Here is a 24,829-nt window from a genome sequence, read left to right on the forward strand (position 1 = left end):
GGCCGTGAAGTCCACTCCTGCATCGCCATCGCCCAGAAAGTAGGGTCCGAATCCGATCCCGGGTCTAATAGGTGAACCCAACACGGCCTATTGGGTGAACACCCTATGGATGGGTGGAGCCGATGACGGGAATCGAACCCGCGTATTCAGCTTGGGAAGCTGATGTTCTGCCATTGAACTACATCGGCGCGCACGATATTGGGCGCCCGTAGGCAGGCCCAACACCCTGCGGCGGAAACATTATCAGATGGTGATCCGGACTACCCGGGCGCACACGCGGTGTGTCATACGAGGGGCTTGCCGGCCTTCATTCGGCGTCGCAGATCGAACATGAGCAGGTTGTAGGGGAACTCCCGGATTCGGACGGGGATGCGCCTGCTGACGGCGCCGATGGTGCGCAGGGTCCGGTCGAAGCGCTTCTGATCCTTGTCGGTCCATGTCAGGTGCATTTCGTCGCGGAACTGCTGGGGCAGGAAGCCGTTGGTGAAGAACATGTTGAGCCGGCCGAACAGGCGGGAGACGATGGCGGGCAGGAATTCGAGGCGTGCGATGGAGAGGACGTGTTCGCGGATGGTGTCGTCGATCGACACCTTGTCGAGGGCTTGGTTCCAGTACTCGTCGAACGCGATGCGGTCTTCGGGCCACATCTCCGGGGGTACCTGGAGCGTGGTGCCGAACGTGGCGCCTTCCTTGTAGAAGAACTCGGCGGCCGCGGGGGAGAGGTCGCCGTGCAGGGCGCGGTTGACGTCTTCGAAGCCCCGGTAGATGCAGGCGGCCACCCACAGCTGCAGTTCGGGATCGAATGCGTTGTACTGCACGGGGCTGTCGGGGGTGGAGCGCACCTTGGCGTGGGCGCGGTTGACGCCCTTGCGGAAGGCCGCCTTTTCCTCGTCGGTGCCGCGGGCTGCCACCACGAGGTAGGTCAGCGTGGTGCGGGTCCGCTTGATCGGATGTCTGAACAGCTGGCCGGTCTCGACCTTGCTCTCGTATACGCCGTACCCGACCCCGGGATGGGCGAGCTGCATGATGATGTTCGCGGCGCCTGCCAGTAGTCCGGCGCCGTCCATGACCTGATCGAGACGGTCTGGTACTTCGAGTGACGTCGACATTCTTGTTCCCTCTCCCCACCACTGATTCGCTATCTGAACACGACCGTACTCACATATATGTTCGCCGTCCAGAGTCCAGTGGAAAGATGGTGCGCATGGCTACCGCACCGGTGAACGCGAAGGTCGGACACTCGACGGGCGACGGCGGACGCGTCTATGGCGGCCAGGAGCGCGACCAGCGCACATCGGAACGGCGTGGCCAGCTCATCGAGGCCGGACTCGACCTGCTGGGCAGCGCGGAGGGCGACCACGCCCTGACCGTGCGCGGAGTCTGCAAGCAGGCCGGACTCGCCACCCGCTACTTCTACGAGAGCTTCGCCGACCGCGACGCGCTCACCGTCGCCGTCTACGACCACGTCGTGGATCGGATCGCCACCAGCACCCTGGATGCCGTGTCGAACGCCGGGCCCGGTGAACGCGACATCGTGCGCGCCGGCGTCCGCAACATCGTGCGGGAGGTCGCCGAGGATCCGCGTCAGGGCCGTCTGATGTTCTCGGTGGCGCAGTCGAGCGCGGTGTTGGCGCAGCGCCGCCTCGACAGTTCGCGGCTGTTCGCGGGCCTGGTCACGAAGCAGACGGTCGGGTACTACGAGGTGGCCGAGAGCCCGCGCCTCGACCTGGCCGCGCACTTCATGGTCGGTGGCCTGGCGCAGACCCTGACGGCGTGGTTGAACGGCACGGTGACCCTCCCCGAGGAGGAGCTCGTGGACACCTGCACCGAACTGCTGCTCTCGATGGCCATCCACACCCGTTAACCTCTACCTGTGCTCCTCTCCGATCGCGATCTCCGTGCCGAAATTTCCGCTGGACGTCTGGGCATCGACCCGTTCGACGATTCGATGGTCCAGCCCTCGAGCGTGGATGTGCGCCTCGACAGCCTGTTCCGGGTGTTCAACAACACCCGCTACACGCACATCGACCCAGCTCAGCGGCAGGACGAGCTGACGACGCTGGTCGAGCCGGCGGAGGGGGAGCCGTTCGTTCTGCACCCCGGTGAGTTCGTTCTCGGCTCCACGCTGGAGGTGTGTTCGCTGCCCGACGACCTGGCGGGACGCCTCGAGGGCAAGTCCTCGCTCGGCCGCCTCGGGCTGTTGACGCACTCCACGGCCGGGTTCATCGACCCCGGCTTCAACGGGCACATCACGCTGGAGCTCTCCAACGTCGCGAACCTGCCCATCACCCTGTGGCCCGGGATGAAGATCGGCCAGCTGTGCCTGCTGCGGCTGTCGAGCGCAGCGGAACACCCCTACGGCAGCTCCGCCGTCGGCTCCAAGTACCAGGGCCAGCGCGGCCCGACGCCGTCGAAGGCCTACCTCAACTTCGCGCAGAGCTGACCCCCGCGGCCCGACGAAAATAGTGCAAACCGAGTGGTCCGCTACTCGTGTGTATTGCGGCGGGTGAGAGAAGACTGGGATTCGAAGCCGCCCTCTCCTGGGCGTTCGATCCCGGAGGCCGCCATGAAAGACGTAGTCGTGTTGTTGCCCGGCATCGGCGGGTCGGTCCTCGCCCGTGACGGCAAGGACGTATGGGCACCCACACCGGGCGTCGCGCTGGCGGGCGTGCTGTCGCTGGGCGGGAACATCAAACGCCTGAAGCTCGACGGCGACGACCCGGACGTCGACGACCTCGGCGACGGAGTCGTGGCCACCCGCCTGGTCCCGGACTTCCACTTCGTTCCCGGCCTGGACTGGAAGATCGACGGGTACACGAAATTCCGCGACGACGTCGTCCGCCGATTCGGGGTGGTTCCCGGCGACAACTATTTCGAGTTCCCGTACGACTGGCGGCGCGACAACCGGGTGGCGGCCCGCGCCCTGGCCCGACGGACACACGAGTGGCTGACGCGGTGGCGCGAGAAGTCGGGGAACGCGGACGCGAAGCTCGTGCTGGTGTGTCACTCCATGGGCGGAATCGTCGCTCGGCTGTTCCTCGAATTTCTGGACGGGTGGCGTGACACCCGCACCCTCGTCACGTTCGGGACCCCGTACTCGGGCTCGGTCAATGCGCTCGACTTCCTCGTCAACGGTTTCCGCAAGGGCTGGGGCCCGTTCACCGTCGACCTCAGTGCGCTGATCCGGTCGTTCACGTCCGCCTACCAGTTGCTGCCGTCGTATCGGTGCATGGCGGGCGACGACGGGTCGTGGCTCGCGCTCGACGACGAGAAGCTCGACTGGTCGGGGACGGGTCTCGACGTCGGCCGGATGGCTGCGGCGGTGCGCCTGCACCGAGCCCTGCGCGACGCCGTCGACGCACGGCTGGATTCGGGACACGAGGGCTACGACATCCGGCCGGTGATCGGCGACTTCCAGCCCACCAAGTGGGCCGCCCGGCTCGCCGGAACGAAGGTCGAGACGATGACCGTCCGCGGACCCGACGAGAGCGGCGGCGACGGCACCGTGCCGAAATTGTCGTCCACCCCGCACGAACTCATGACGGGATGGAAGAACGCAGCCTTCTTCAGCCAGCGGCACGGCTCCCTCCAGAACGACGACCCGGTGCTCGACCATGTGGGCGGAATCCTGAACACCGCAGCACTCGCGCCCCCGAACGTGTTTCCGGCGGTGAACGAATCGGTCGCACTGGAAGTCGACGACGTCACGACCGCCGAGCCGCTGGTGATCCGGGCACGCACCGGAGCCAGGGGCGCTCGGCTTCTCGCGACGGTCGAGCCCATGGCAGGCGGTTCGAGTCGGGAACACCCGTTGGCGTCGACCGTCGACGGCTGGCAGCAGACCAGCCTCGATGGGCTGGCCGCCCAGGACTACCGGATCACCGTCCGCGCACCCGGGGTGCACCCGGTCACCGACGTCGCGAGTGTGGTCGACCTCGACGAGATCGCCCGGTCCGTGGACGTCTAGGAGCGCGGACGCATGGGACCGACACCCGGTTTCGAGGCACTGGAGATCAGCGTTCTCCGGGCCGGCGACCACGTCTGGCTCTCGGCGCAGTCGCGGATGGGTTCGGTGTTCGCGGTGCGGCGACCGGTCCCGGAATGGAAGCTGCCGAACGACGTCACCGGGAAGACGATCGACACACCGTCCGACTGGTTGACCGACACCGTCCGGCACGCGCGCACCGACGCCGCAACCCATGCGCTCGACGTCGGGAAGGTGTTGACGGATCTGGTGTTCGGGGTCCCGGACATCGTCACGCTGCTGCAGCAGAGCCGGGGGTTGGCCCGGACCACGGGAACCCAGCTTCTCGTGCGCGTCCTCGCCGCGCCGCAGGAAGTGTGCGCCTGGCCGTGGGAGTTGCTGCTGGATCCGCAACGACCCGGCCAGTTCCTCGCCATGGCGCGCGACGTCCACGTGGTGCGGTCGGGACGGTCGCGCACCTACCCGTTGCGGCAGACGCCGATCGAGCCGCCGCTCAACCTCCTGCTGGTGATGTCGAGCCCCTTGCGGTCGGGTCCCGAGGATTCCGAGGCCCCGTTCGACCTGTATGCCGAGAAACGCAGCCTGCTATCGGAATTGCGGCCACTGGTCGACCGGGGTCTGCTCCGCGTGGTGGTCGAGGACCGCCCGTCCGTCGAACGGCTCCGCAGTCGAATGGGCATGCAGAGACGCGGGTTTCACCTCTTTCACTACCTCGGGCACGCCAATCCCGACGGACTGAAGGTGGAGCAGGGCAACGGTCGCGGCATGCTCCTGCCGAGCCAAGAGTTCGCGTTGCTGCTACAGCAGCTGCCGGACCTCCGGCTGGCCGTGTTCGCGGGCTGCGAGACGGCCCGGGCGCCGGACGGTGCCACCGACGACGACCCGTGGCCCGGGCCGTTGTCGTCCGCCGACATCTGCGTGCGTGATGCGTGCCCGATGGTGATCGGGATGCAGGCGGTGCTGCCCTTCCGGACGGAGCGACAACTGACGCGCTTCTTCTACCAGGCACTGACCGCCGGACAGCCCGTCGCCGAGGCGTTGCGGCTGGCGCGGCTCGCGATCAACGGCGACGAGAACAGCGGTGACCCCCTACTCGACTGGGCGGTGCCGTGTCTGTTCGTCGGTGGTAGCGAGCCCGGCGCGATCATCGACCCGGAGGCGAAAGCGCGGCCCGAGCCCTCGCCGCGGCGGATCGCGCGGCGAATCGGAATCCGTCAGGGCGAACTCCGCTTCATCTCCCGCCTGGCGGAGCTGCGCGAGGGGGTGGACGTGTTGTCCGGGCAGACGACCGCTCGATTGCTGCACGTCGTCGGCATGCCCTCCACGGGAAAGACCGCTCTTCTGGACCGGGTGCTCGAGGAGCTCGACCCGAAGATCGCCCATCTGTTCGTCAGCACGAAACGCCTGCTCGCGAAACCCGACCCGCTCCACGAACTGTGCCGGCTCGTCGCCGATCTGTTGCGGGACGCCGGGGCGCGCACCGTGCGGCCGGGCAGTCTCGGTGCCGGCGAGTGGTGGGAGCGACTGCTCGACGACCTCACCGAAGTCCCCATTGCGATCGTGATCGACGACGGTGACCTGCTGCTCGGCGACGAACCCGGTGCCTCGGACCTTCTCGCCGCGCTCGTCCTGCTGACCCAGCGGCGCGTGGACGCGCGGCTCGGCGTGGCGGCCACCGGGGAACTCGTCGGCCTGACGGAGTCGCTCCGCGCCTCGGAAGTGCGCACGATCCGTCTCGACGCCCTGTCGTGGCCCGAAGTGTGGCAATGGATCCGGCGGAATCTGCCGACCCTGACCCGCTATCCGGAGGAGGACCTCTCCCGGCTCTACACCGACGTGCGGCACCTGGAACTGTGGGAGCAGTTGGCCGATCTCGCCGCGCGGAACGGGACCTTCGAGCCGCAGGACCTGCCGATCCTGGTCCGACAGCTCGGCGTCGGCGCCGTCAAGCCGGCGGCCCAGATGTCGAACGGGTCCGACTTCTTCGGCGCGGAATCCCGTGTACCCGAGGTCGACGCGACGGCCGCGGCACCGGTGCGTCGTGCGTTGCGGTTGGCGGTGGCGGGCCCGTTCACCGCCGGCCGTCGTGAGGACATCGCCGTCGCAGTCACTCAGTGCGCCATCCGGCACGGGGTTCCGGGGCGAGTGGTGGCCGGTGAGACGGGGCAGGGCGAATCGGCGCTGGCCGAACTCCTTCCTCAGGAGCTGGCGTTCGCGCACGGTGTCCCGTCCGAGCGCGACGTCTGCCGGTGGATGGAGGACGCAACCCTGGCCGATGCGGACATCCTGGTATTCGACTACGGCAACGCCGTGCCGACGGATGCGCAGAATGCGGTGATTGCGCGCCTGGTGAGCGAGGGAAGGCTCGTGATCGCCTCGGGCGACCACGCGGACGAGCCGGCGTATCCCGCGTGGAGTGCGGATGCGTTCGCCGTCGGAGCCGTCGAGGACGACGGCACACTCACTCACGAAACCCCGTACTTCCCCGACGCGGGAAAACCTGACATCTATGCGCCGCGGACGATCACCGGAACGGCGTGCGAGCGGCTCGTCGACAGACCGGAGATGGACGGCACGACGTTCGCCGCGCTGTACGTGGCCGTCGCGGCGATGCTGGTCTGGGCGACCGACCGCGATCTGACGGCGCAGGACGTCCGAGCACTGCTGGTCGAGACGGCGACACCGATACCGGCGGCGCGGGGCGACACCGCGAAGCAACTCGACGTGGACGCGGCACTGGACTGCGCGCGGCGGAAGGTCATCGTCGGCGCGCTCGGGTCGGACGCACTCGAACTCGGGCAACTCCTCGCGGAAACCCCCATCCGGCCGGAACTGGTGGTTCCGCTGCTCGACGACCTCGTTGCCGACGGCGACCGCATCCGACGGGTCGTCCGGAACGGCGTCGAACAGTACGAACGCGCCGACACCGTGGTCGGACCGAGAATCGAGTAGCCCACTACGCATGACCGACCTGCCCGCGACGAGCAGGCTCGCAATCACAGGACGAGCCGCCCGACCTACGTGAGGACCGAGTCATGACCATCGTCGACAACATCGGAGACGGACAGTCGCAGCGCACGATGCCTGGGGGAAGGTTCGAGGCGGAACGGCAGCGACAACGCGATGCGGCGGAACTGCGTGCCCGCGAACGGGCCCCGCAGCGGGGCGAGCACGTGGACGCACTCAACGGCCCCGGAGGCCTCGCCGCCGCGGATACTCCCGAACGGATCGCGAAGCGCGTGGACCGGCTCGGTCGCTACTACGCGGCAGGGGATCGGGAGTCGGATACCCTCCCGGATCAGTTACTCGAGAAAATAATCAACACAGCCGATTTCGTCGGCGTCCGATACCTCGATGCCGGTGCCGCCGCCGCCCGGTCGATCGGACGCGTCAACATCCGGGACGCGCGGGGAACCCTGCAGGGCTACGGCACGGGCTTCCTCGTCTCACCCACGCTGCTGCTGACCAACCATCACGTGCTGCCGACTGCGGACACGGCCCGCAGCAGCGTGATCGAGTTCGACTACCAGGACGGCATCGACGGGAAACCGCGCCCCGTGCAGATGTTCCCGCTGGACCCGGGTCGGTTCTACCTCGCCGACCGGGAACGCGACTTCGCGCTCGTCGCGGTCGGAGCCGAACCCGGAACGCTCGCCCAGTTCGGTTTCAACCCGCTGATCCAGGCGGAGGGCAAGGCCGTCATCGGCGAATTCGTGACCATCGTGCAGCACCCTCGCGGCGAGAAGAAGCAGATCGCCCTGCGGGAGAACCGTATCGTCGACATTCCCGAGCGGTTTCTGCACTACTCGGCCGACACGGAACCCGGATCCTCGGGTTCGCCGGTCTTTAACGATCAGTGGGAGGTGGTCGCGTTGCATCACGCGAGTGTGCGGGCGCCGCAGCACACCGAGTTCGGTGGTGTCCTCAACGAGGGCGTGCGCATCAGCCGCATCCTCGAGTTCGTGCGCGCGCAGAACCTCACCCGGCAGTCGCGTGACCTCGTCGACGACATCGTCCGCGCGGAGCGGACGGCCCCGACGGAATCCCCGGTTGAACACGAACGGGAAGTGACCGTCCGGGTTCCCCTCGAGATCACGGTGCGTCTCGGCTCCGCCGACTCACCGGCCGCCGCCCGGCGACCCGCCGAGCCCGAGGCGATCTCGATCGACCCGGACTACAGCACGCGCGGGGGGTACGACGTGAACTTCCTGCGTATGCCGCTACCCCTTCCGCGGCCCGGGACACCGTCGGTCGCGTCACAGGAGTTGAAGTACCACCACTTCAGCGTCGTGATGCACCGCGAGCGGGCGCTGGCGCTGTTCACCGCCGTGAACATCGACGGAACGCAGTCGCAGAGCCCGCGGCGCGACAGCGACAGATGGATTTTCGACCCGCGACTTCCGGCCGATCAGCAGACGGGGGAGGACGTGTATCGCGACAATCCGCTCGACCGCGGACACCTCGTGCGCCGACTCGACCCGGCGTGGGGACCGCTCGCCAAGGCGGCGAACGACGACACGTTCCACTTCACGAATTGCACTCCGCAGCATCACGGTTTCAACGCCGGGCAGACGCTGTGGCTGGGCCTCGAGGACTACGTCCTGAAGAACGCGGACAACGCCGATCTCGCCGTCAGCGTCGTCACCGGACCCGTTCTCTCGCCCGACGACCCCGAGTATCGCGGGGTGGCGCTGCCGCGTCAGTTCTGGAAGACGGTGGCCATGGTGAAGCAGGACGGTGGTCTCTCGGTCACCGGATACCTGCTCAGCCAGGCCGCCCTGCTGGACGAGTTCGCCGAGGGGGAGGAGGCGTTCTCCTACGGCGCGTACCGCACGTTCCAGGTGCCCGTGCGCCGGATCGCCCAGTTGACCGGTCTGGTTCTCGATCCCTACTTCGCGGCCGATCCGCTCGAGCGCATCGAGGCGAGCGCCCTGCCCCGCGAACTGATCCGACCCCAGGACCTGATTCTCTGAAACCGAAAGCGAGCCCGACGCCATGAGCACCAACGAATCAGAGGTCGTTCTGCCCACGCAGCGCACCTGCGGGGCGATGGACGTGCACCGCCGGCTGTTGACCGAGTCGGAGTCGTATCGCATCGCCCGATCGGAGATCGAGAACCAGACCATCGACCTGGAATCGCTGCAGTCGATCGCCGCCCGCGGCGTCGCACGAATTCCGGTCGTCGTCCATGTCGTGTGGAAGACTGCGGCGCAGAACATTTCCGACGGGCAGATCGAAAGCCAGATCGCGGTGCTCAACAAGGACTTCCGGGCCACCAACGACGACGTGGACACCGTCCCGTCAGTGTTCGAGGATCTGGTCGGCGACGCGGGAATCGAATTCTACCTTGCCGACGCGGATCCGAACGGGCGGGTGACGAACGGAATCACCCGAACTGCAACCGAAGTCGATGCGTTCGATCAGAACGACGGCATCAAGTCCGCGGAGACCGGCGGTGCCGATCCGTGGCCGACACAGCGATACCTGAACATCTGGGTCTGCGCGCTCGGTGGTGGTCTGCTCGGCTACGCGCAGTTCCCCGGCGGTCCGGTCGCCACAGACGGCGTCGTGATCACGTACACCGCGTTCGGGACGACGGGCACCGCACGTGCCCCGTTCAACCTCGGGCGCACCGCGACCCACGAGATCGGGCACTACTTCAACCTCTACCACATCTGGGGTGACGACGGCACCGGGTGCCGGGGCTCCGACGAGGTCGGCGACACTCCCGATCAGGGCGGGCAGAACGTCGGGATGCCGCGTTTCCCGCACATCAGTTGCGGGAACGGCCCCCACGGCGACCTGTTCATGGATTACATGGACTACACGGACGACGCCGGGATGGTGATGTTCACCAAGGGGCAGGGCGCACGGATGGGGGCGTGCCTCGACGGCGTCCGGAAGCAGTTGTGGACGGGGCGGCCTGGAGGAACGGAGTCCGCCGCGTCCGCGCTGGTCGCCCGAAGTGCCGCGGGGCGCTGGCGGCATTCCTTCGAGGAGGACCACGACGGCGTCCGCGTGTACCGGCCCGCCGAATTCGATTTCCCGCGCGCGAGGGGGCGTGGCGGTATCGAATTCCGGCCGGACGGCTCGTTCGTCGACTGGGCGATCGGCAGGGGAGACGCCAACGAGGCACGAGAGGGGACGTGGGTGCCCGCCGACGACGGGCGGCTCGAGGTGACCACGGCGGCGGGCGACTCACGCACCGTCCGGGTGGTCCGGCTCGAGGACGACCGACTCGAATTGGACCTCGGCGACGCCTTCGGATAACCCCGCCCAGACCTGCTCAGGTGGTCACGGGGTTCGGCGGCACTACGGTGTGACGATCGCGAAGTCCGGGTCGGGGGCGTCGAGGTAGCCGATCAACTCCGTCAGCGCGGCGGAATTTCCGTCCACTTCGACGCTGCCGCCCGAGACCATCTCGCCCAGGTCCTTGCCCCCGAGTAATGCGGCGAGTAGGTCTTGCCGGGTCAGGGTGAATGCCGCATCGGGTGCGGGCATCTCCCCGTCGACGTCGAAGTGCACCAGCACCCCGTTGTGCAGCTGAGCTCGGTGCACGACGCCCTCGTCCTTGACGTTCCAGTCGATGGTGAGGTCTGCCGACCAGGCGCGGGGCCCGTCGACCCGCAGCGCGATCGCGTCGAAAGCCTGCTCCACCGTCAGTGCCGCCGAAATATCCGGGGAGGCAGTGACGATCGGCGTCCCGACCGACCCGTTGCGGAGTTCGTAGGCGCCCATGAGGAAGAAGTTCCGCCAGGTGCCGTTCTCGGATCCATACCCGAGCTGCTCGAGGGTGTCGGCCTGCAACGCCTTCGACTCGGCGTTGTCGGGCTCGACGAAGATCACGTAGTTCAGCACCTGTGCGACCCAGCGGAAGTCGCCCGCCGCATAGGATTCGCGGGCCTTGCGGATCGTCTCGTCCACCCCGCCCATGAATTCGACGTGCCGCTTGGCGGATTCGACGGGCGGGTGGTCCCACAGCTTCGCGGGGTTGCCGTCGAACCAGCCCATATAGCGCTGGTAGATCGCCTTGACGTTGTGACTGACCGAACCGTAGTAGCCGTGTGTGTGCCACGCCTGTGCCACCGCCGGCGGCAGCTCGATCGACTCGGCGATCTCGATTCCGGTGGCGCCCTTGTTGAGCGCCCTCAGGGTCTGATCGTGGAGGTACCCGTACAGGTCGCGCTGGACGGACAGGAATTCGGTGAGCCGCTCGGTTCCCCACGTCGGCCAGTGATGGGACGCGAACAGCACGTCGGTGCGGGCGGCGTACCGGTTGATCGACTCGGTCAAGTATTTCGCCCAGACATTGGGGATCACGAACCAGCGCGCCCCGCAAGGTCAGCAGGTTGTGCAGCGTATGAGTGGCGTTCTCGGCCATGCAGAGCGCTCGCCGGTCGGGGAAGTAGAAGTTCATCTCCGACGGCGCCTCGGTGCCCGGGGTGAGTTGCAACTCGATCCGAACCCCGTCGACGGTCTCGGTCTGGCCGGTGTGATCGATATCGACGGTGGGCGTGATGAGGGTGGGGGTTCCCGTCGAGGTGGTGGGGCCGAGCCCGGCGCCCACGGCGCCTTGCGGCCCACGAGGCAGCGCAGCCCCGTACATGTACGCGGACCGTCGTGCCATCGCGGCGCCGGCATACACGTTCTCCGCGACGGAGTGCTCGACGAAACCCGCCGGTGCCAGAATCGGACAACGCCCTGCCGCGACGTCGTCTTCGGTGGTGACCCCCTTGACGCCACCGAAGTGATCGATGTGCGAATGCGAGAAGATCACCCCGGTCACCGGACGATCACCGCGCTGAGCGCGATACAGCGACAGCCCCGCGGTCGCGGTCTCCGCGGAGATCAGCGGATCGATGACGATGACGCCGGTGTCGCCCTCGACCAGGGTCATGTTCGACAGATCGAGGCCACGGATCTGGTAGATACCGTCGGTGACCTCGAACAGGCCTTGCCGCGCACACAGCCGCGACTGCCGCCACAGACTCGGATGCACCGTGGGCGGGCAATCCTGCTCGAGGAACGCGAACGCGTCGCTGTCCCACACCACCTTTCCGTCGGTCCCTGTCACAACACCGGGCTCGAGGGCTGCGACGAAGCCCCGCTCGACATCGGCGAGATCCTGCTCGTCTCCGAACGGGAGTTGCTGCAACGCTTCCTCGTTCGCGGCCTTCACGTTCGCCGTGGCATCTGTCTGACTGGACATGGAACCCCTTCCCACATGCCACGCCGGACTCCGCCGGCCACAACTGTCCGCGGGCGTCGACCTCGTGGTCATTTCACATGGCGCGCGGCCGGCGACCTTCCGGCGCGGCGCCCGGACTCACGTTGCAGAGTGGCACCACCGGTGACGGGGTGGCCTCACCCGAGAGGGGTGAACCACGTCAACTGCCCGTTCCTTTCACCCGCGGAGGATGACAACCCGAGAATCCGAACGGCCTACCGTGTCTGGAAACCCTCTCCGCCCGACATTCGGAAGGAGCCTTCGATGAACCAGATCCGGCCCGGTAGACCGGCCGCCCCCACCGTCGACGCGAAACGGCTGTGGGCCGGAGGTGCCGCCACTGCGCTCCTGCACGTGCTCATGGTCTCGACGCCACGCGCAGCGACCTTCTTCGGCTGGATCTGCATACTCGCGACCCTCGTCGCAGCGCTCTCCGGCGTCGCGGGATCGGCGCAGACCTCGCGGCCGGAAACGTGGTGACCAGTCGCCTGGGGATCATTCCCGACAGGCACCGTCGCACGCTGACCGAACTCGGCGAACGCCTCGATCTCTCGGTCGGCGACCGGGACGCCAAACGTTCCGCGTTCTGGGTGATGTTGACGCTGTCGGCCGTGATCGCGGTGGCGGGTGTCGTGGGTGATTCCACCGCCACCGTGATCGGTGCGATGATCGTCGCACCGCTGTCGACGCCCATTCTCGGGGTGGGGTTGGGCATCACCACCGGCAACGGCCGCCTGATCGGGCACAGCCTGTTCTACGTCCTCGCCGGCATTGCCCTCGTCGTCCTGTTGGGCATGGCATTCGCGCAGGTATTACCGAATCCGTTAAGTGTGCTGACCAATTCGCAAGTAACCGGCCGTACGTCACCGACCCTGATGGACCTGGCCGCCGCGCTGGCCACCGGCCTGGTCGGTGCCGTCGCCGTCGCGAGGAAAGACGTCGGTGACGTCCTCCCCGGCGTCGCCATCGCCATCTCCCTGGTCCCTCCCCTCGCGGTGGTGGGGGTGTGCCTGGGGTCGGGGGCTCCCTCCCTGGCTGTGGGAGCGTTCGTGCTGTTCGCGTCCAATGTCGTGGCGATGGTCATCACCGCGACGGCCGTGCTCGTCGCTGCGGGATACGCCCGGGAAGTCGGGAGTGCCACCGGCGCGCACCGGCGGCGGGCGTATACCGTCCTGGCGCTGGTCCTGGTCGCGGTCACGATCCCGATGGTGGTCAACTCGCTGTCCTCGCTGTGGGCGCGTCAGATCTCCACCGCAGCGGAGAACTGGCTCGCCGGCACTCCGGGCGCCGAGGTCACCGATGTCACCTGGCAGGGCGGCACTGCCACGGTCGCGGTGCTCGGTCCCGAGACGCTTCCGCCGCTCGACGAGCTCGAGAAATCTGTTGATGCGCTGGTCCCGTGGAACCCGGACGTGCAGGTGGTGCACACCGTCGGGGCTCGACTCGTGGCGGAGTGACCGGTTGTCCGCCGACCTCGCCTGCGTCGAACCGGCACGAGTCGACGTCGGTATTTCTTGGCAGCAGCATGTTTCGTTGCTCCCCACTGCCGTGCGCTACACGACGGCATTCGGCCCACGAGTGGGTCGTTCACCCTAGCGGTGGGACCTACCTGCGGAGATATAATTCACTGACCTGGTATTCACACTCAGTGACGCGGTTCCGCCGTACTCGGGGAGACGGATTGGCGCGCCCCGAAAGGAATTCCGATGTCTACTCGACAAGTGGTGGGCCGGCTGGGAGCAGTGATCGCCGCCGCCGGCGCACTGTCGTTCGCAGTGCCCGCGGCCGCCTCGGCGGCGCCCTTCGTTCCCGGCTCGATGTCGACGTGCGCCCCCGGCGCGTGGCTGACGTTCAACGCGGAGCGGGTCGCGCCCGACCGGATCCGGTACACCACCGCCGCGCCGCTCGCACAGTGGAACGGTGCCGTGGTGCAGTTCACCAACCTCACCACAGGATTCCGGGGCGTCGCGTTCGTCAACGACCCGGTACCCGCAGCCGTGGGATTCGGCCCCGTGCTGAGCGAGATCGCCGGACTGCTGCCGTGCTTCGTCAGCGCGGGCGTCACCATGTCCTGACCCCTCAGCTGGGGTCGGAGCCGCGGACGGCCGCCAACCACACCGCGACAGCCGCAGCCACACAGGTCGCGCCCGCGTACGCCGGAAGCCCACCGCCCGCGACGTACACCCACAGTGCCCCGACGAACGGTGCCGCCACCGCGAACTGGGCGTCGAGGACGATCCGGCGGGCCGGTCGGGTGGCCGCCCGGGCGCGCACCGGGCCGTCCGGATCCGGGCGCGACGGGTTGTCGATCAACCGTCCGGCCGGCTCCGAACGACGAGCTCGCCCGGACGGGCGGAGTCGACGGCCTTCCCAGACCACGACACGGCGACGCCCCGCGTCGTGCACCGTCGCCGCGGTCGGGGACGGCATCGTGATCAGCGCGGGATCGAAGAACACCGGAATCCACACTGAATCCGGTTCCTCACGAACCTCGATCCAGGACCTGCTGGTCAGCCGATGCTGCTGGCGTACCCGGTGCACCGTGGCGGGCCGACCCGGCTCCGACCCCGAACGGGTGGCAGCGAACCACGTGTAGCCGGTGACACCGAGCACCGTCGCTTCCACCATGACCAGTGCGCTGAGCTGATCGGCGTCGGCGACCACGGCGAACGCGCCGCACACCACCAGCGCCCACGCGCTGACGGCAACGGGGTAGCGGACGGCCGCGAACCCGCTAATTCAGGAAGCCGATCGTGGTGTAGTCGTAGGACGCGAGGCCGGCGGCGCCGAAGTTCGCCAGGTTGTCGCGCACCGCGACGTTGCCCGGCGCCTGCACCAGCGGCAGCGAGAATCCCTCTTCGAACACCGCGGTGTCCACTTCGTTGGCCAGTTCGATCGCCTTCTGGGGGTGGAGTTCCGAGATCGTCCGCTCGATCAGCGCGTTCAGTTCGGGCGAACCGATCCGGCCGTAATTTCCCTGCAGGTCGTCGGGGTTGTACGCGTAGATCTGCGGCAGGCCGCTGAGTGGGAACGGATCACCCACCCAGGAGAATTGGGCGATGTCGAAGTCGCCGGGCTGGATGACATCGGTGAAGAACCCGGTGCCGCCACGGGTGTCGATGTTCAGCTTGACTCCGATCTGCGCGAGGTTCTGCTGAAGGATCTGCGCGATCTGAACCCAGGTGGTCGACTGGTACATCACGTCGCGAATCTCGAGCCTGCGCCCGTCCTTCTCCCGGAACTCGCCGTTGAGTGTCCAGCCGAGTTCGTCGAGCCGCCTCGCGGCCTCCTCGGGGTCGTAGGAGACGGCTGCGCTGTTGTCCTGGTAGCCCTCCTGGCCGTTGAGGTAGACGTGGTTGTTCAGCGGCTGGGGATCGTCGACCAGACCGTTCTGGATCGCGGTCGCGATGCCTTGCCGGTCGATGCCCTTGGACAGCGCCACCCGCAATTCCGGATCGGCGAGGATCGATCCCTCCGCGCCGTTGAACGTGATGTGCGAGAACTGGTTTCCCGGTGCCCGGCGGATCGCGATGCCTGCCGAACCCTGCGCGGTCTTCACCTCGTCGATGGTGCCCAGTCCGGACGCGTCGATCTCGTTGTTCTGCAGAGCGGGAATCCGCGCCGAGTCGTCGAGCACGCTGTAGGTGATGGTGTCGAGTTTCGGAGTGTTGCCCCACCACGCGGGGTTGCGGCCCAGCGTGATTCGGTTCTGCGCCCTGTCGATCGACGCGATCCGGAACGGTCCCGACGTCAGTGTGACCCCGTCGCGCAGACTCTCGTTGAACGTCTCGGGGGTCGCGGTGACCGACTTCGGGTACAGCATCGAATTGCCCGCGAACTGGCCCTTCCATTCGGCGTACGGCTCGGCGAATGTGATCACCGCCTGACGGTCGTCGACGCCGCGCTCGACCCTGTCCACCCGCTCGAACCCGGACGTGTTCGCGATCAGGAATTCCTTGTTCTTCCCGCTGAGCGCTGCGGCCTGAGACTGGATGTCCGCCCACGTGATCGGGGTGCCGTCCGACCACACGGCCTTCGGGTCGATCGTGTACGTGACCTGCTGGGGGTCGGTGCCGGTGAGCGCGACGTCGGTGAAGTAGTCGTGGTTCACCGACAGCGCTCCCGAGGCGTCGGTGCTGAAGGCGCGGGGCATCATCGGCTTCAGCATGGCGCCGATCTCGGTGTCGTTGCCGTCGTTGGACAGGGTGTTGAAATTCGGGGGGAAACCCGACAACGCCAACCGCAGGTTTCCGCCGTCGCGGAGCTCGCTGGGGTCGTGCGGATTGATGTCGTTGGTGGTGCCGATCGACCCGGACCCGGCCTCGACGCCGCCGGTGTCCGAACCCCCGCAGCCACCGAGAATCAGGCCGATGGCCAGGACCGATACCGCGAGGCGGGTGCGCGCCGAACGAATCCTCATGGATGTGCCCTTCCTCGAAGTTCGCTGAGCTTTAGTGTGCCAAATACGTCGGATCCGGAACGGGAATTGCCTCGAGGAGTGCCCGGGTGTACTCGTGCTGCGGATCCTCGAAAATCGTCTGCGCTGTCCCCGACTCGACGATCCTGCCCCGGTACATCACCGCGACGTCGTGCGCGATGTTGCGGACCACCGACAGGTCGTGGGAGACGAACAGGTACGACATGCCTCGCTGCTCCTGAAGATCGCGCAGGAGGTTGAGCACCCCGGCCTGGATCGAGACGTCGAGCGACGACACCGGCTCGTCCAGGATCAGCAGTTCCGGATCGAGGGCGAGCGCCCGGGCGATGCTGATCCGCTGCTTCTGGCCGCCCGAGAAATCCGCCGGATAGCGATCGGCGTGCTCGCGGCGCAACCCGACGAGGTCGAGCAACTCCGGTACCCGGCGGCCGACCTCCTCGCGCTTCCGGCCGTCCAGCCGGAGCGGCTCGGCGAGAACGTCGAACACCGGCAGCCGGGGATCCAGGGACGCCGTCGGATCCTGGAAGACGACCGCCATCTTGCGCCGGATCGCGCGCTTCTCGTGTGGGCTCAACGCCGCGACGTCGGCGCCCAGCACCGCGATCGAACCGGATTCCGGTGCGGCCAGGTCGAGAATCTGCGTCAACGTGGTCGATTTGCCCGAGCCGGATTCACCCACCAGCGCCAGCGTGCGGCCGGCGCGGATGTCGAAGCTGATGCCGTCGACCGCCCGGATCTCGCCCCGCTTGCGGCGGAACACCAGACCGCTGGTGATCGGATACGTCTTCACGAGATCGGCCACCTGCAGCACCACGCGCTGCTCGGTTGCCGTCTCCGCGGTGGCGGCGGGTGCCGGCTGGTCCCGCCGATACGCCGTGAACAGGTCGCGGGTGCGCGTCTCGTCGACGCGGATGCACGCCGCCCGATGACCGCGTCCGGTTGAGACGAGTTCCGGCTCGGCCAGTAGGCAGTCGTCCACGGCGAGCGGGCAGCGCGGCGCGAACGTGCAGCCGGGTGGCAGCGAATGCAGCGCGGGCGGGGCACCGGCGATCGAGACCAGGCGGCTCCGGATCGGAGCGTCCATTCGCGGCACGGACACGAGTAGGCCTGCGGTGTAGGGCATCCGGGGTTCGGCGAACAGTTCGCGCACCGACGCCGACTCCACCACCCGGCCCGCATACATCACCACCACGCGGTCGGCCAGCGTCGCGGCGATGCCCATGTCGTGGGTGATCATCACGACGCCGGCGCCGGTGAGGTCGCGGGCCTTGCGCAGCAGGTTCAGGATCTGCGCCTGCACGGTCACGTCGAGGGCGGTGGTCGGCTCGTCGCAGATGATCAGCGCGGGGTCGTTGGCGATGGCGATGGCGATCACGACGCGCTGGCGCATGCCGCCGGAGAACTCGTGGGGAAAGGCCTTGGCGCGCACCGCCGGATCGGGTATCCCGACCAGGTCGAGCAGGTCGACAGCGCGCTGCGCGGCATCCTTCTTGCTGCTCGCCCGGCCGTGGACGAGCAGCGCCTCGGCGATCTGGTCACCGACCCGGTACACCGGTGTCAACGCGGACAGCGGGTCCTGGAACACCATGCTGACCGTCTTCCCGCGCAGCGCCGACAGCTCCTTGTCACCCATGCCCAGCAACTCGCGGCCCTGCAACCGGATGGAGCCGGTGACTCGCGCGTGCTCGGGTAGCAGACCCATCACGGCGAGGGACGCCACCGACTTACCCGAACCCGACTCACCCACGATGGCCAGCACCTCGCCGTCGGAGGCGCCGTAGCTGACACCACGCACCGCCTCGATCCGGCCCTCCTCGCTGGGGAAGCTGACCCGCAGGTCCTCGATCTCGAGCAGCGGTTGCCCGGTCACCGCTTCGCCTTCGTCTTCCTCTTGCGGGACCGGGCGCGCGTCGAGCTGGGGTCGACCGCGTCGCGCAGACCGTCGCCCACCAGGTTCGCCGACAGCACGGTGATCACCAGCAGTCCGCCGGCGAACAGGAACAGCCACGGGTAGGTAAGGGCGGATTCGGTGCCGTCGGCAATCAGCGACCCGAGGGAGATGTCCGGCTTCTGGACGCCGAACCCGAGGAAACTGAGCCCGGTCTCGGCGAGGATCGCGGCACCGACGTTCAGGGTCGCGTCGATGATCAGAATCGACGCGATGTTCGGAACGATGTGGCTGGTGATGATCTTGTGGGTGGGGGCGCCCATGTACCGGGCCGCCTGGACGAATTCCCGCTCGCGCAGGCTGAGCGTCATTCCCCGGACCATCCGGGCGGTGATCATCCAGCCGAACACCGCCAGCAGCAGGATCAGCAGGGCGATCGAGCTCGAGGACTTCAGCCGCGGAGTGAACACGGCGATGATGATGAAGCTGGGAACGACGAGCAGCAGATCGACCAGCCACATGATCACCCGATCCGGCCAGCCGCCGACATACCCTGCCAACGCACCGACGAGCGCCGCGATGGCGGTGGAGAAGATCGCGACGCAGATCCCGATGATCAACGACTTCTGCAGCCCGCGCAACGTCTGGGCGAGAACGTCCTGGCCGATCTGGTTGGTGCCGAACGGATGTTCGGCGCTGGGCGGCTGTAGCAGCGCGGTGTAGTCGAGTTGCTGATAGTCGTAGGGGAGCAGGTGCGGTCCGACGAAACTGCCCACGAACAGCAGCACCAGGACGCACACCCCGGCGATGGCGGGCTTGTTCCGGAGAAACCGCCGCCACAGCAGGGTCCGGCGACCGACGGCCGACACCGCCGCATCGGTGGACGCGATCTGGATCTCGGTCACCCGACACGCACCCTCGGGTCGAGCGCCGCGTACACCACGTCCGAGAGCAGTCCCGACAACAGCACGATCAGCCCGGTGAACGATGTGATCGCCACGACGATGTTGGTGTCCTGATTGTCGATGCCGATCACGATCCACTCGCCGATACCGTGCCAGCCGAAGATCGTCTCGGTGAAAGTGGCGCCGACGACCAGCGCCCCGAATCCGTAGGCGAACAGCGTCGCCATCGGGATCAGCGCCGTCCGGAGACCGTGCTTGAGCAGTGCCGCCCGCCGGGTCAGTCCCTTCGCCCGCGCGGTCCGGATGAAGTCGCTGCCCAGAACGTCGAGCATCGCATTGCGCTGGTACCGGCTGTAGCCTGCGATGCTGCCCAACGCCAGCGCGATGGTCGGCAGCACCAGATGCTGCACCCGGTCGACGAACTGCGGCCAGAACCCGGTGATCGTGCTGGCCGAGGATTCGCCGGTGTACAGGAAGATCTGGCTTCCGGTGGCCGAGTTGATCTGGAGAGCACCGTATTTCAGCAGCGTCGCGACGAGGAACACGGGCGCACTGAGAATCAGCAGCGACAGGACGGTGGTGAAATAGTCGCTGAACTTGTACTGCCGGATCGCACCCGCGGCGCCGATCAGCACACCCAGCACCGCTCCGATGACGGAACCGAGGATCAGCAATCGCATGCTCACCAGGATCCGGCGACCCAACTCGTCCGAGACCGGCTGACCCGTGATGGTGGTGCCGAAGTCGCCGTGGACCACGCCGCCCAGCCAGTTCGCGTACCGCACCGGAATCGGGTCGTCCAGATGCAGTTCGGCAGCCTTCGCGTCGATCACCGATTGGGGTGGCCGGGGGTTGCGCTGCTCCAGGCTGTCGAGCGGACGGAACGTGAGCGAGGCGAGACTGAACGTCAGGAACGACGCCAGCAGCAACAGCACCACGTAGTTGAGCGCTCGTCGTAGCAGGAAGCCGGCCATCCGTCCCCCTCGCAACTAGGGCTCAGGCTTGAAATTATAGGAGCGTGGCGTCGGACGTCAGCTCGTCTCGGCGAAACCGGCGCCGGGTCGGAGATCGCCGCCCGGCACGTCGCGTCCCCGCTTGTTAGCGTGGCGGGGTGATACTTCGTGCCGGGTCCGCCGAACCGCTGGCGCGGCGCACGGCACATGGCACGGCGTTCGACGAGCACGCGGTGACGGTCCCGCGTTCCGGCGATCGTGCGCTGGTCGCGGTGCCGCGCTGGGTGACGCCGTCCGCGGTCGCGTACTACCTGCACGGGCGGACGGGGGACGAGAGGTCGATCGACGACCGCGCCGGCTTGCGGGACGGCCTGCTGGACGCCGGTTACCTGGTCGCCAGCCCGTACCTGCACGGCGACCAGTGGGGAAACCGGCTGGCGCAGGACGCGGTGGTCGCACTGGACGAGTGGGTGTCCCGCCGGTGGCCGGTGACAGTTCGGTTCCTCATCGGCGAATCGATGGGCGCCAACGCCGCCGCCAACGCCGTGCGCCTACGCGAGGTCGCGTGGGACGGCGCGGTGTTCATCGCTCCGTCCCTGTCGCTGCGCGCGGTGTGGGACCGGGGCGAACACGGACGCGACACCGTGCGGGACGCCTTCCGCGTGTCCGCGGACGGGCGCGACCTCGCATCGAAGACCGAGCGCTGGGACGCCGTCCGGCACGAGCCGGGAGACTATGTCGGAGTGCCGATTCGGGTGTACGCGTCGCGGGAGGACGAGGTGGCGAACATTGCCGGCGTCACGGGACCGTGGGTCGAGATGCTCCGCCGCGGCGGAGGTGCCGTCGAGTTCGTCGAGGTGAGCGGACCGCACGTCTCGGAGGATCACTTCCGCACCGCGGAGGTCGTGGAGTTTTTCGCGACGATCCGGTGAACACGGGGAGGCCTTCTCGGCGAGGACCTCCCCACGTGTTCAGGCCTCGGTGCGGTGCGTGGTGTCCAGGCGGAAGATGTTGGTGAAGAAGTCCTTGACGGCCTGGATCTTCTCGTTGGTCAGCTCGATGGCGTGGCGACGCGATTCTTCGAGCGCGGTGGACATGGCGGCTTCCTTTCGTCGAGGTGGCACAGCATGGCGATCGACAGTCTGCCTCAGGATGCTGACGTCCGCATGACGAACAGGTGTCCTCCGCGCAACTCGAACAGCAAGCGGGGGAGCACCTTCGGTTAACCTGGCACGATGACGACGAGCAGCGCAGACGGCCGGGTCGCGATCACCTACTGCACCCAGTGCCAGTGGCTGTTGCGTGCGGCGTGGATGGCGCAGGAATTACTCGGCACGTTCGGGCAGGACCTCGGCGAGGTCGCGCTCGTCCCCGGCACCGGCGGGATCTTCCGCATCACCGTCGACGACGAACTGATCTGGGACCGCACGGAACAGGGCGGCTTCCCCGACATCACCGTGCTCAAGCAATTGGTCCGGGACCGGGTGGCGCCCGACCGCCACCTCGGGCACAGCGACCGTAAGAGTCCCTAGGATCAGATTCCGACCGCGCGCTCGAGGGCGCGCAGTTCGTGCCCCAGCCGGGCGGGGATCGACTTCAGGTCGGGCACCGCGCTGCGGCAGCCGGTGACCCCGAACGAGATGATGTCGTCGTTGCTGGTGCAGGTGATGTTCAGGCCCTGGCCGTCGACGGGCACCGACAGTGGGTAGATCGCGTCGAGCCGCGCCCCGTTCCAGTACAGGGGCGAGCTGGGGCCCGGAACGTTGGAGATGATGAGGTTGAACGGCGGGCGCACCCGCGAGTTGTGGCCGAACAGCATGCTCGCGCCGATCGGTGCCGCGCCGAGAGCGCTCATCGCGAGGATCTGCGTCGCACTCATCGACTTGTACGCCTCCTTGCCCTCGCGCATCGACGTCCGGATGGTGTCGAGGCGATCCGCCGGGTTGGGGAGGTGGGTGCCGAGGTTGCACATGAGCACCCCGATGTTGTTGCCGTTCGACGCCTCGCGCTGACTCTTCAGCGACACCGGCACCATCGCGATCAGCGGCTCGGCGGGCAGGGCGTTCTGATCCTCGAGGTAGCTGCGGAGCGCCCCGGAGGACATCGCGAGCACGACGTCGTTGATGGTGGTGTCGGACAGCTTGGCGACGAGCCGGAGACGTTCGAGCGGCCACGACTGCGCCGCGAACTGGCGGGCACCGGTGATCGGCACGTTGAACGGGGTCTTCGGTGCGGACAGGGCGAGTGGGCCGCCCTGGTCGCGGAAGGCGCGGGACACGGTGCCGGCGAGCGCGGGCATGAGCCCGGCGACCTCACCGACGGTGTCGCGGGCGGTGCGGAACGTGGAACCGGCCAGACCCGACAGGCTGAAGCCCTTCGACGGCGTCCGCTGCGGCCGCGGGCCCCGCGGCTGCCAGGGAGCCGGCACGTCCCGATCTTCCGAGTTCTCGCTGAGCGCGTTGCGCAGCATCTTCATCGCGGTGACGCCGTCGGCGACCGCGTGGTGGATCTTGGTGTAGACCGCGAACCGTCCGTCGCTCAGACCCTCGATCAGGTGCATCTCCCACAGCGGGCGGCTGCGGTCGAGCAGCGATCCGTGCAGCCGCGAGCAGAGTGCCATCAGCTCGGCCTCGCCCCCGGGGGCGGGCAGCGCGTCGTGCCGGATGTGGTGACCGAGGTCGATGTCGTCGACGGTCTCCCAGCTCCACTGACCGAGCGTCGAGAAGGACCGGTGGGCTCGCTTGGCGAGCCGGGGGGTGACGATTCCGTCGCCGTCGGCGAGCGCGCGGTCGAGCATCGCGCGCATGTCGTACGTGTCGGCGCCTTCCGGGAGCTGGAAGATCTCTACGCCGCCGACATGCATCGGGTGCTCACGGGACTCGCCGAGAAGGAACATCGAGTCGAGAGGGGACATGGGGAGCGGCATCTAGGGCCCTTTCCATCCCGTAGACGACTTCCCGGATCGCGGGAGGGCTCGTCTGTGGTCTGAGGTAACGGGAGATGGTGACGTTCCGTTTGTCAGGGACCACCACCGGATAACTAATTGATATGGGACGGGTCACGAAAGCGTGACGTCGTATTTCTACAGGTTTCGCGTGAGCCATGCCACTAGACAAGCGTCCAGTTTCGGTGGTGTCATTCGGGTGGAGTACACCGAACGTGAACTCCGTGTGAACATCCGAATTTTGTGCACTCAGTGCGGAATTCGCGAATCCGGGCCTGCATAGGGTCGAAAGTCCCTACTCGGTAAGAATTGTGGCATGAACAAGCCATGGGCGGTTGTAAAGCACGTGCCGTTCGAGGGACCGGCGCTCGTCGGTACTTTGCTGGCGGAGCGGGGAATTCGGTACGCCGAGTACCCCATGTACCGGGCGTCGGAACTCCCGGCCGTTCACGACATCGGCGGCCTCGTGGTGATGGGCGGTCCGATGGGCGCACTCGATGACGTTACCCACCCGCAACTTCCACGAGAGCGAAACTTCATCAAAGCAATTGTGGACGCCGGACTTCCGATGCTGGGAATCTGCCTCGGCGCGCAGCTTCTCGCCGCCTCGTTCGGCAGCGCGATCCGCCGGGGGTCGACCCCGGAGAACGGCGCCGGGACGGTCACCGTGTCCGTGGACGGGTCGCGCGATCCCGTCTTCGGTTCGGCCGGCGCCGAGGTGCCCGTCGTCCACTGGCACGGCGACACGTTCGACCTCCCCGACGGCGCGATCGGGCTGGCGAGCAGTCACCTCTACGAGAATCAGGCGTTCGCGATCGGCCGCCGGGCGTACGGGTTGCAGTTCCACGTCGAACTGACGCGCGCGCAGCTGCCGGTGATGCAGGCCCACATGCCGCCGGACACCACGCCGTCGAGGCAGCACATGGCTGACGTGGAAGCGGCCGGGCGGATCATCATCGGCTCGTTCCTCGACCTCGCCGAGAGCTGAGGGGATCGGGCGCGCGGTCGCCGATGAGTTTTGCGCACCGCTGCGGTCTGTATCGATGACCTTCCGCAGTGGGCGGAACCCGAGAAGGAGAATCACATGTCCCGGATGCTCTTCGTGAACCTGCCGATCAAGAACCTCGACGCGACCAAGACGTTCTTCGCCGGACTCGGCTTCGAGTTCAACACTACGTTCAGCGACGACTCCTGCACCGCCATGGTGATCAACGAGTACACGTCCGTGATGCTCCTCGTCGAGTCCCGGTTCAAGGACTTCATCGAGGGCGGCATCTGCGACACCTCGAAGTCCGTCGAGGCCCTCCTGTGTATCTCGGCCGACAGTCGCGAGGAGGTCGACAGCCTCGTCGACAAGGCCCTCGCCTCCGGCGGGACGTCGTGGGGCAAGCTCCAGGACGAAGGCTTCATGTACGGACGCGCGTTCCGCGACCTGGACGGTCACGTCTGGGAGGTCATGTGGATGGATCCGGCCGCAGTGCCGGCGTAG

General features: G+C 67.3%; 21 protein-coding genes, 1 tRNA gene and 1 pseudogene. 13 read left to right on the forward strand and 10 right to left on the reverse strand.

What is annotated here, in order from left to right; all coding sequences use genetic code 11:
* Positions 1–114: 114 nt before the first annotated feature.
* Both FND50_RS09210 and FND50_RS09215 read right to left on the reverse strand, forming a co-directional pair.
* Positions 115–188: transfer RNA gene (locus FND50_RS09210), tRNA-Gly, on the reverse strand.
* Between the two features lie 96 nt (positions 189–284).
* Complete coding sequence (locus FND50_RS09215; RefSeq protein WP_144285526.1) at positions 285–1,109, reverse strand: oxygenase MpaB family protein; 825 nt, start codon at positions 1,107–1,109, stop codon at positions 285–287.
* An 86-nt stretch (positions 1,110–1,195) separates the two neighbouring features.
* Here FND50_RS09215 and FND50_RS09220 point away from each other — a divergent pair, with 86 nt between their 5' ends.
* The 6 genes from FND50_RS09220 to FND50_RS09245 all read left to right on the forward strand — a co-directional run bounded on the left by FND50_RS09220 (position 1,196) and on the right by FND50_RS09245 (position 10,255).
* Positions 1,196–1,864 carry a TetR/AcrR family transcriptional regulator gene (locus FND50_RS09220; protein WP_144285527.1) on the forward strand — a complete coding sequence of 223 codons (669 nt, stop codon included), beginning with the start codon at positions 1,196–1,198 and terminating at the stop codon, positions 1,862–1,864.
* A 9-nt stretch (positions 1,865–1,873) separates the two neighbouring features.
* On the forward strand, positions 1,874–2,443 hold the full coding sequence (gene dcd / locus FND50_RS09225; protein WP_005238072.1) for a dCTP deaminase: 570 nt from the start codon (positions 1,874–1,876) through the stop codon (positions 2,441–2,443).
* A gap of 123 nt (positions 2,444–2,566) precedes the next feature.
* Positions 2,567–3,967: a lipase/acyltransferase domain-containing protein gene (locus FND50_RS09230; protein WP_144285528.1), complete on the forward strand. Its 1,401-nt coding sequence runs from the start codon at positions 2,567–2,569 to the stop codon at positions 3,965–3,967.
* 12 nt (positions 3,968–3,979) lie between these two features.
* Positions 3,980–6,937: a CHAT domain-containing protein gene (locus tag FND50_RS09235; protein ID WP_144285529.1), complete on the forward strand. Its 2,958-nt coding sequence runs from the start codon at positions 3,980–3,982 to the stop codon at positions 6,935–6,937.
* An 83-nt stretch (positions 6,938–7,020) separates the two neighbouring features.
* A complete protein-coding gene (locus FND50_RS09240) occupies positions 7,021–8,958 on the forward strand; it encodes a DNA/RNA non-specific endonuclease (RefSeq protein ID WP_144285530.1) in 1,938 nt (645 codons plus the stop codon).
* Between the two features lie 22 nt (positions 8,959–8,980).
* The gene (locus FND50_RS09245) at positions 8,981–10,255 is read left to right on the forward strand and encodes a zinc metalloprotease (protein ID WP_144285531.1); all 1,275 of its coding nucleotides are present in this window, start codon (positions 8,981–8,983) and stop codon (positions 10,253–10,255) included.
* Between the two features lie 42 nt (positions 10,256–10,297).
* On the opposite strand, the pseudogene FND50_RS09250 reads toward FND50_RS09245, so the two are convergent.
* Positions 10,298–12,194, reverse strand: a pseudogene (locus tag FND50_RS09250) (alkyl/aryl-sulfatase).
* Positions 12,195–12,476: 282 nt separating this feature from the next.
* Between FND50_RS09250 and FND50_RS09255 the strand changes: the two are divergent.
* The 3 genes from FND50_RS09255 to FND50_RS09265 all read left to right on the forward strand — a co-directional run bounded on the left by FND50_RS09255 (position 12,477) and on the right by FND50_RS09265 (position 14,287).
* Positions 12,477–12,692, forward strand: coding sequence for a hypothetical protein (locus FND50_RS09255; protein ID WP_144285532.1), 216 nt, complete (start codon positions 12,477–12,479; stop codon positions 12,690–12,692).
* Positions 12,686–13,669 carry a TIGR00341 family protein gene (locus tag FND50_RS09260; protein WP_144285533.1) on the forward strand — a complete coding sequence of 328 codons (984 nt, stop codon included), beginning with the start codon at positions 12,686–12,688 and terminating at the stop codon, positions 13,667–13,669. Before FND50_RS09255 ends, FND50_RS09260 begins: the two co-directional genes overlap by 7 nt.
* A gap of 249 nt (positions 13,670–13,918) precedes the next feature.
* Positions 13,919–14,287 (forward strand): hypothetical protein, encoded by a 369-nt coding sequence (locus tag FND50_RS09265; RefSeq protein ID WP_039952841.1) that lies wholly within the window; start codon positions 13,919–13,921, stop codon positions 14,285–14,287.
* Positions 14,288–14,291: 4 nt separating this feature from the next.
* Here the strand turns inward: FND50_RS09265 and FND50_RS09270 are convergent, their stop codons facing one another.
* From FND50_RS09270 to FND50_RS09290, 5 genes are read right to left on the reverse strand one after another with little or no spacing between them, the layout of a single operon-like run.
* Positions 14,292–14,897 (reverse strand): hypothetical protein, encoded by a 606-nt coding sequence (locus tag FND50_RS09270; protein ID WP_144285534.1) that lies wholly within the window; start codon positions 14,895–14,897, stop codon positions 14,292–14,294.
* Between the two features lie 49 nt (positions 14,898–14,946).
* Positions 14,947–16,632, reverse strand: a complete 1,686-nt coding sequence (locus FND50_RS09275; protein ID WP_144285535.1) for an ABC transporter family substrate-binding protein — start codon at positions 16,630–16,632, stop codon at positions 14,947–14,949.
* A 31-nt stretch (positions 16,633–16,663) separates the two neighbouring features.
* Positions 16,664–18,520, reverse strand: a complete 1,857-nt coding sequence (locus FND50_RS09280) for an ABC transporter ATP-binding protein (RefSeq protein ID WP_144285536.1) — start codon at positions 18,518–18,520, stop codon at positions 16,664–16,666.
* Positions 18,517–19,443: an ABC transporter permease gene (locus tag FND50_RS09285; protein ID WP_144285537.1), complete on the reverse strand. Its 927-nt coding sequence runs from the start codon at positions 19,441–19,443 to the stop codon at positions 18,517–18,519. The genes FND50_RS09280 and FND50_RS09285 overlap by 4 nt, the downstream gene beginning before the upstream one ends.
* Positions 19,440–20,417, reverse strand: coding sequence for an ABC transporter permease (locus FND50_RS09290; protein ID WP_007300648.1), 978 nt, complete (start codon positions 20,415–20,417; stop codon positions 19,440–19,442). The genes FND50_RS09285 and FND50_RS09290 overlap by 4 nt, the downstream gene beginning before the upstream one ends.
* A gap of 137 nt (positions 20,418–20,554) precedes the next feature.
* Here FND50_RS09290 and FND50_RS09295 point away from each other — a divergent pair, with 137 nt between their 5' ends.
* Positions 20,555–21,328 carry a serine aminopeptidase domain-containing protein gene (locus FND50_RS09295; RefSeq protein ID WP_144285538.1) on the forward strand — a complete coding sequence of 258 codons (774 nt, stop codon included), beginning with the start codon at positions 20,555–20,557 and terminating at the stop codon, positions 21,326–21,328.
* A 39-nt stretch (positions 21,329–21,367) separates the two neighbouring features.
* Here the strand turns inward: FND50_RS09295 and FND50_RS36715 are convergent, their stop codons facing one another.
* Complete coding sequence (locus tag FND50_RS36715; RefSeq protein ID WP_005257351.1) at positions 21,368–21,493, reverse strand: hypothetical protein; 126 nt, start codon at positions 21,491–21,493, stop codon at positions 21,368–21,370.
* A gap of 138 nt (positions 21,494–21,631) precedes the next feature.
* On the opposite strand from FND50_RS36715, the gene FND50_RS09300 reads away from it, so the two are divergent.
* The gene (locus tag FND50_RS09300) at positions 21,632–21,928 is read left to right on the forward strand and encodes a SelT/SelW/SelH family protein (protein ID WP_144285539.1); all 297 of its coding nucleotides are present in this window, start codon (positions 21,632–21,634) and stop codon (positions 21,926–21,928) included.
* A 2-nt stretch (positions 21,929–21,930) separates the two neighbouring features.
* On the opposite strand, the gene FND50_RS09305 is transcribed toward FND50_RS09300, so the two are convergent.
* Entirely contained in the window at positions 21,931–23,322 is a 1,392-nt protein-coding gene (locus tag FND50_RS09305) for a wax ester/triacylglycerol synthase family O-acyltransferase (protein WP_144285540.1), read from the reverse strand.
* 334 nt (positions 23,323–23,656) lie between these two features.
* Here FND50_RS09305 and FND50_RS09310 point away from each other — a divergent pair, with 334 nt between their 5' ends.
* Positions 23,657–24,328, forward strand: a complete 672-nt coding sequence (locus FND50_RS09310) for a type 1 glutamine amidotransferase (RefSeq protein WP_144285541.1) — start codon at positions 23,657–23,659, stop codon at positions 24,326–24,328.
* 96 nt (positions 24,329–24,424) lie between these two features.
* Complete coding sequence (locus FND50_RS09315) at positions 24,425–24,829, forward strand: VOC family protein (protein WP_144285542.1); 405 nt, start codon at positions 24,425–24,427, stop codon at positions 24,827–24,829.

The sequence above is a fragment of the Rhodococcus sp. WB9 genome, assembly GCF_007558985.1.
In the GTDB taxonomy this organism is placed as follows: domain Bacteria; phylum Actinomycetota; class Actinomycetes; order Mycobacteriales; family Mycobacteriaceae; genus Rhodococcus_F; species Rhodococcus_F opacus.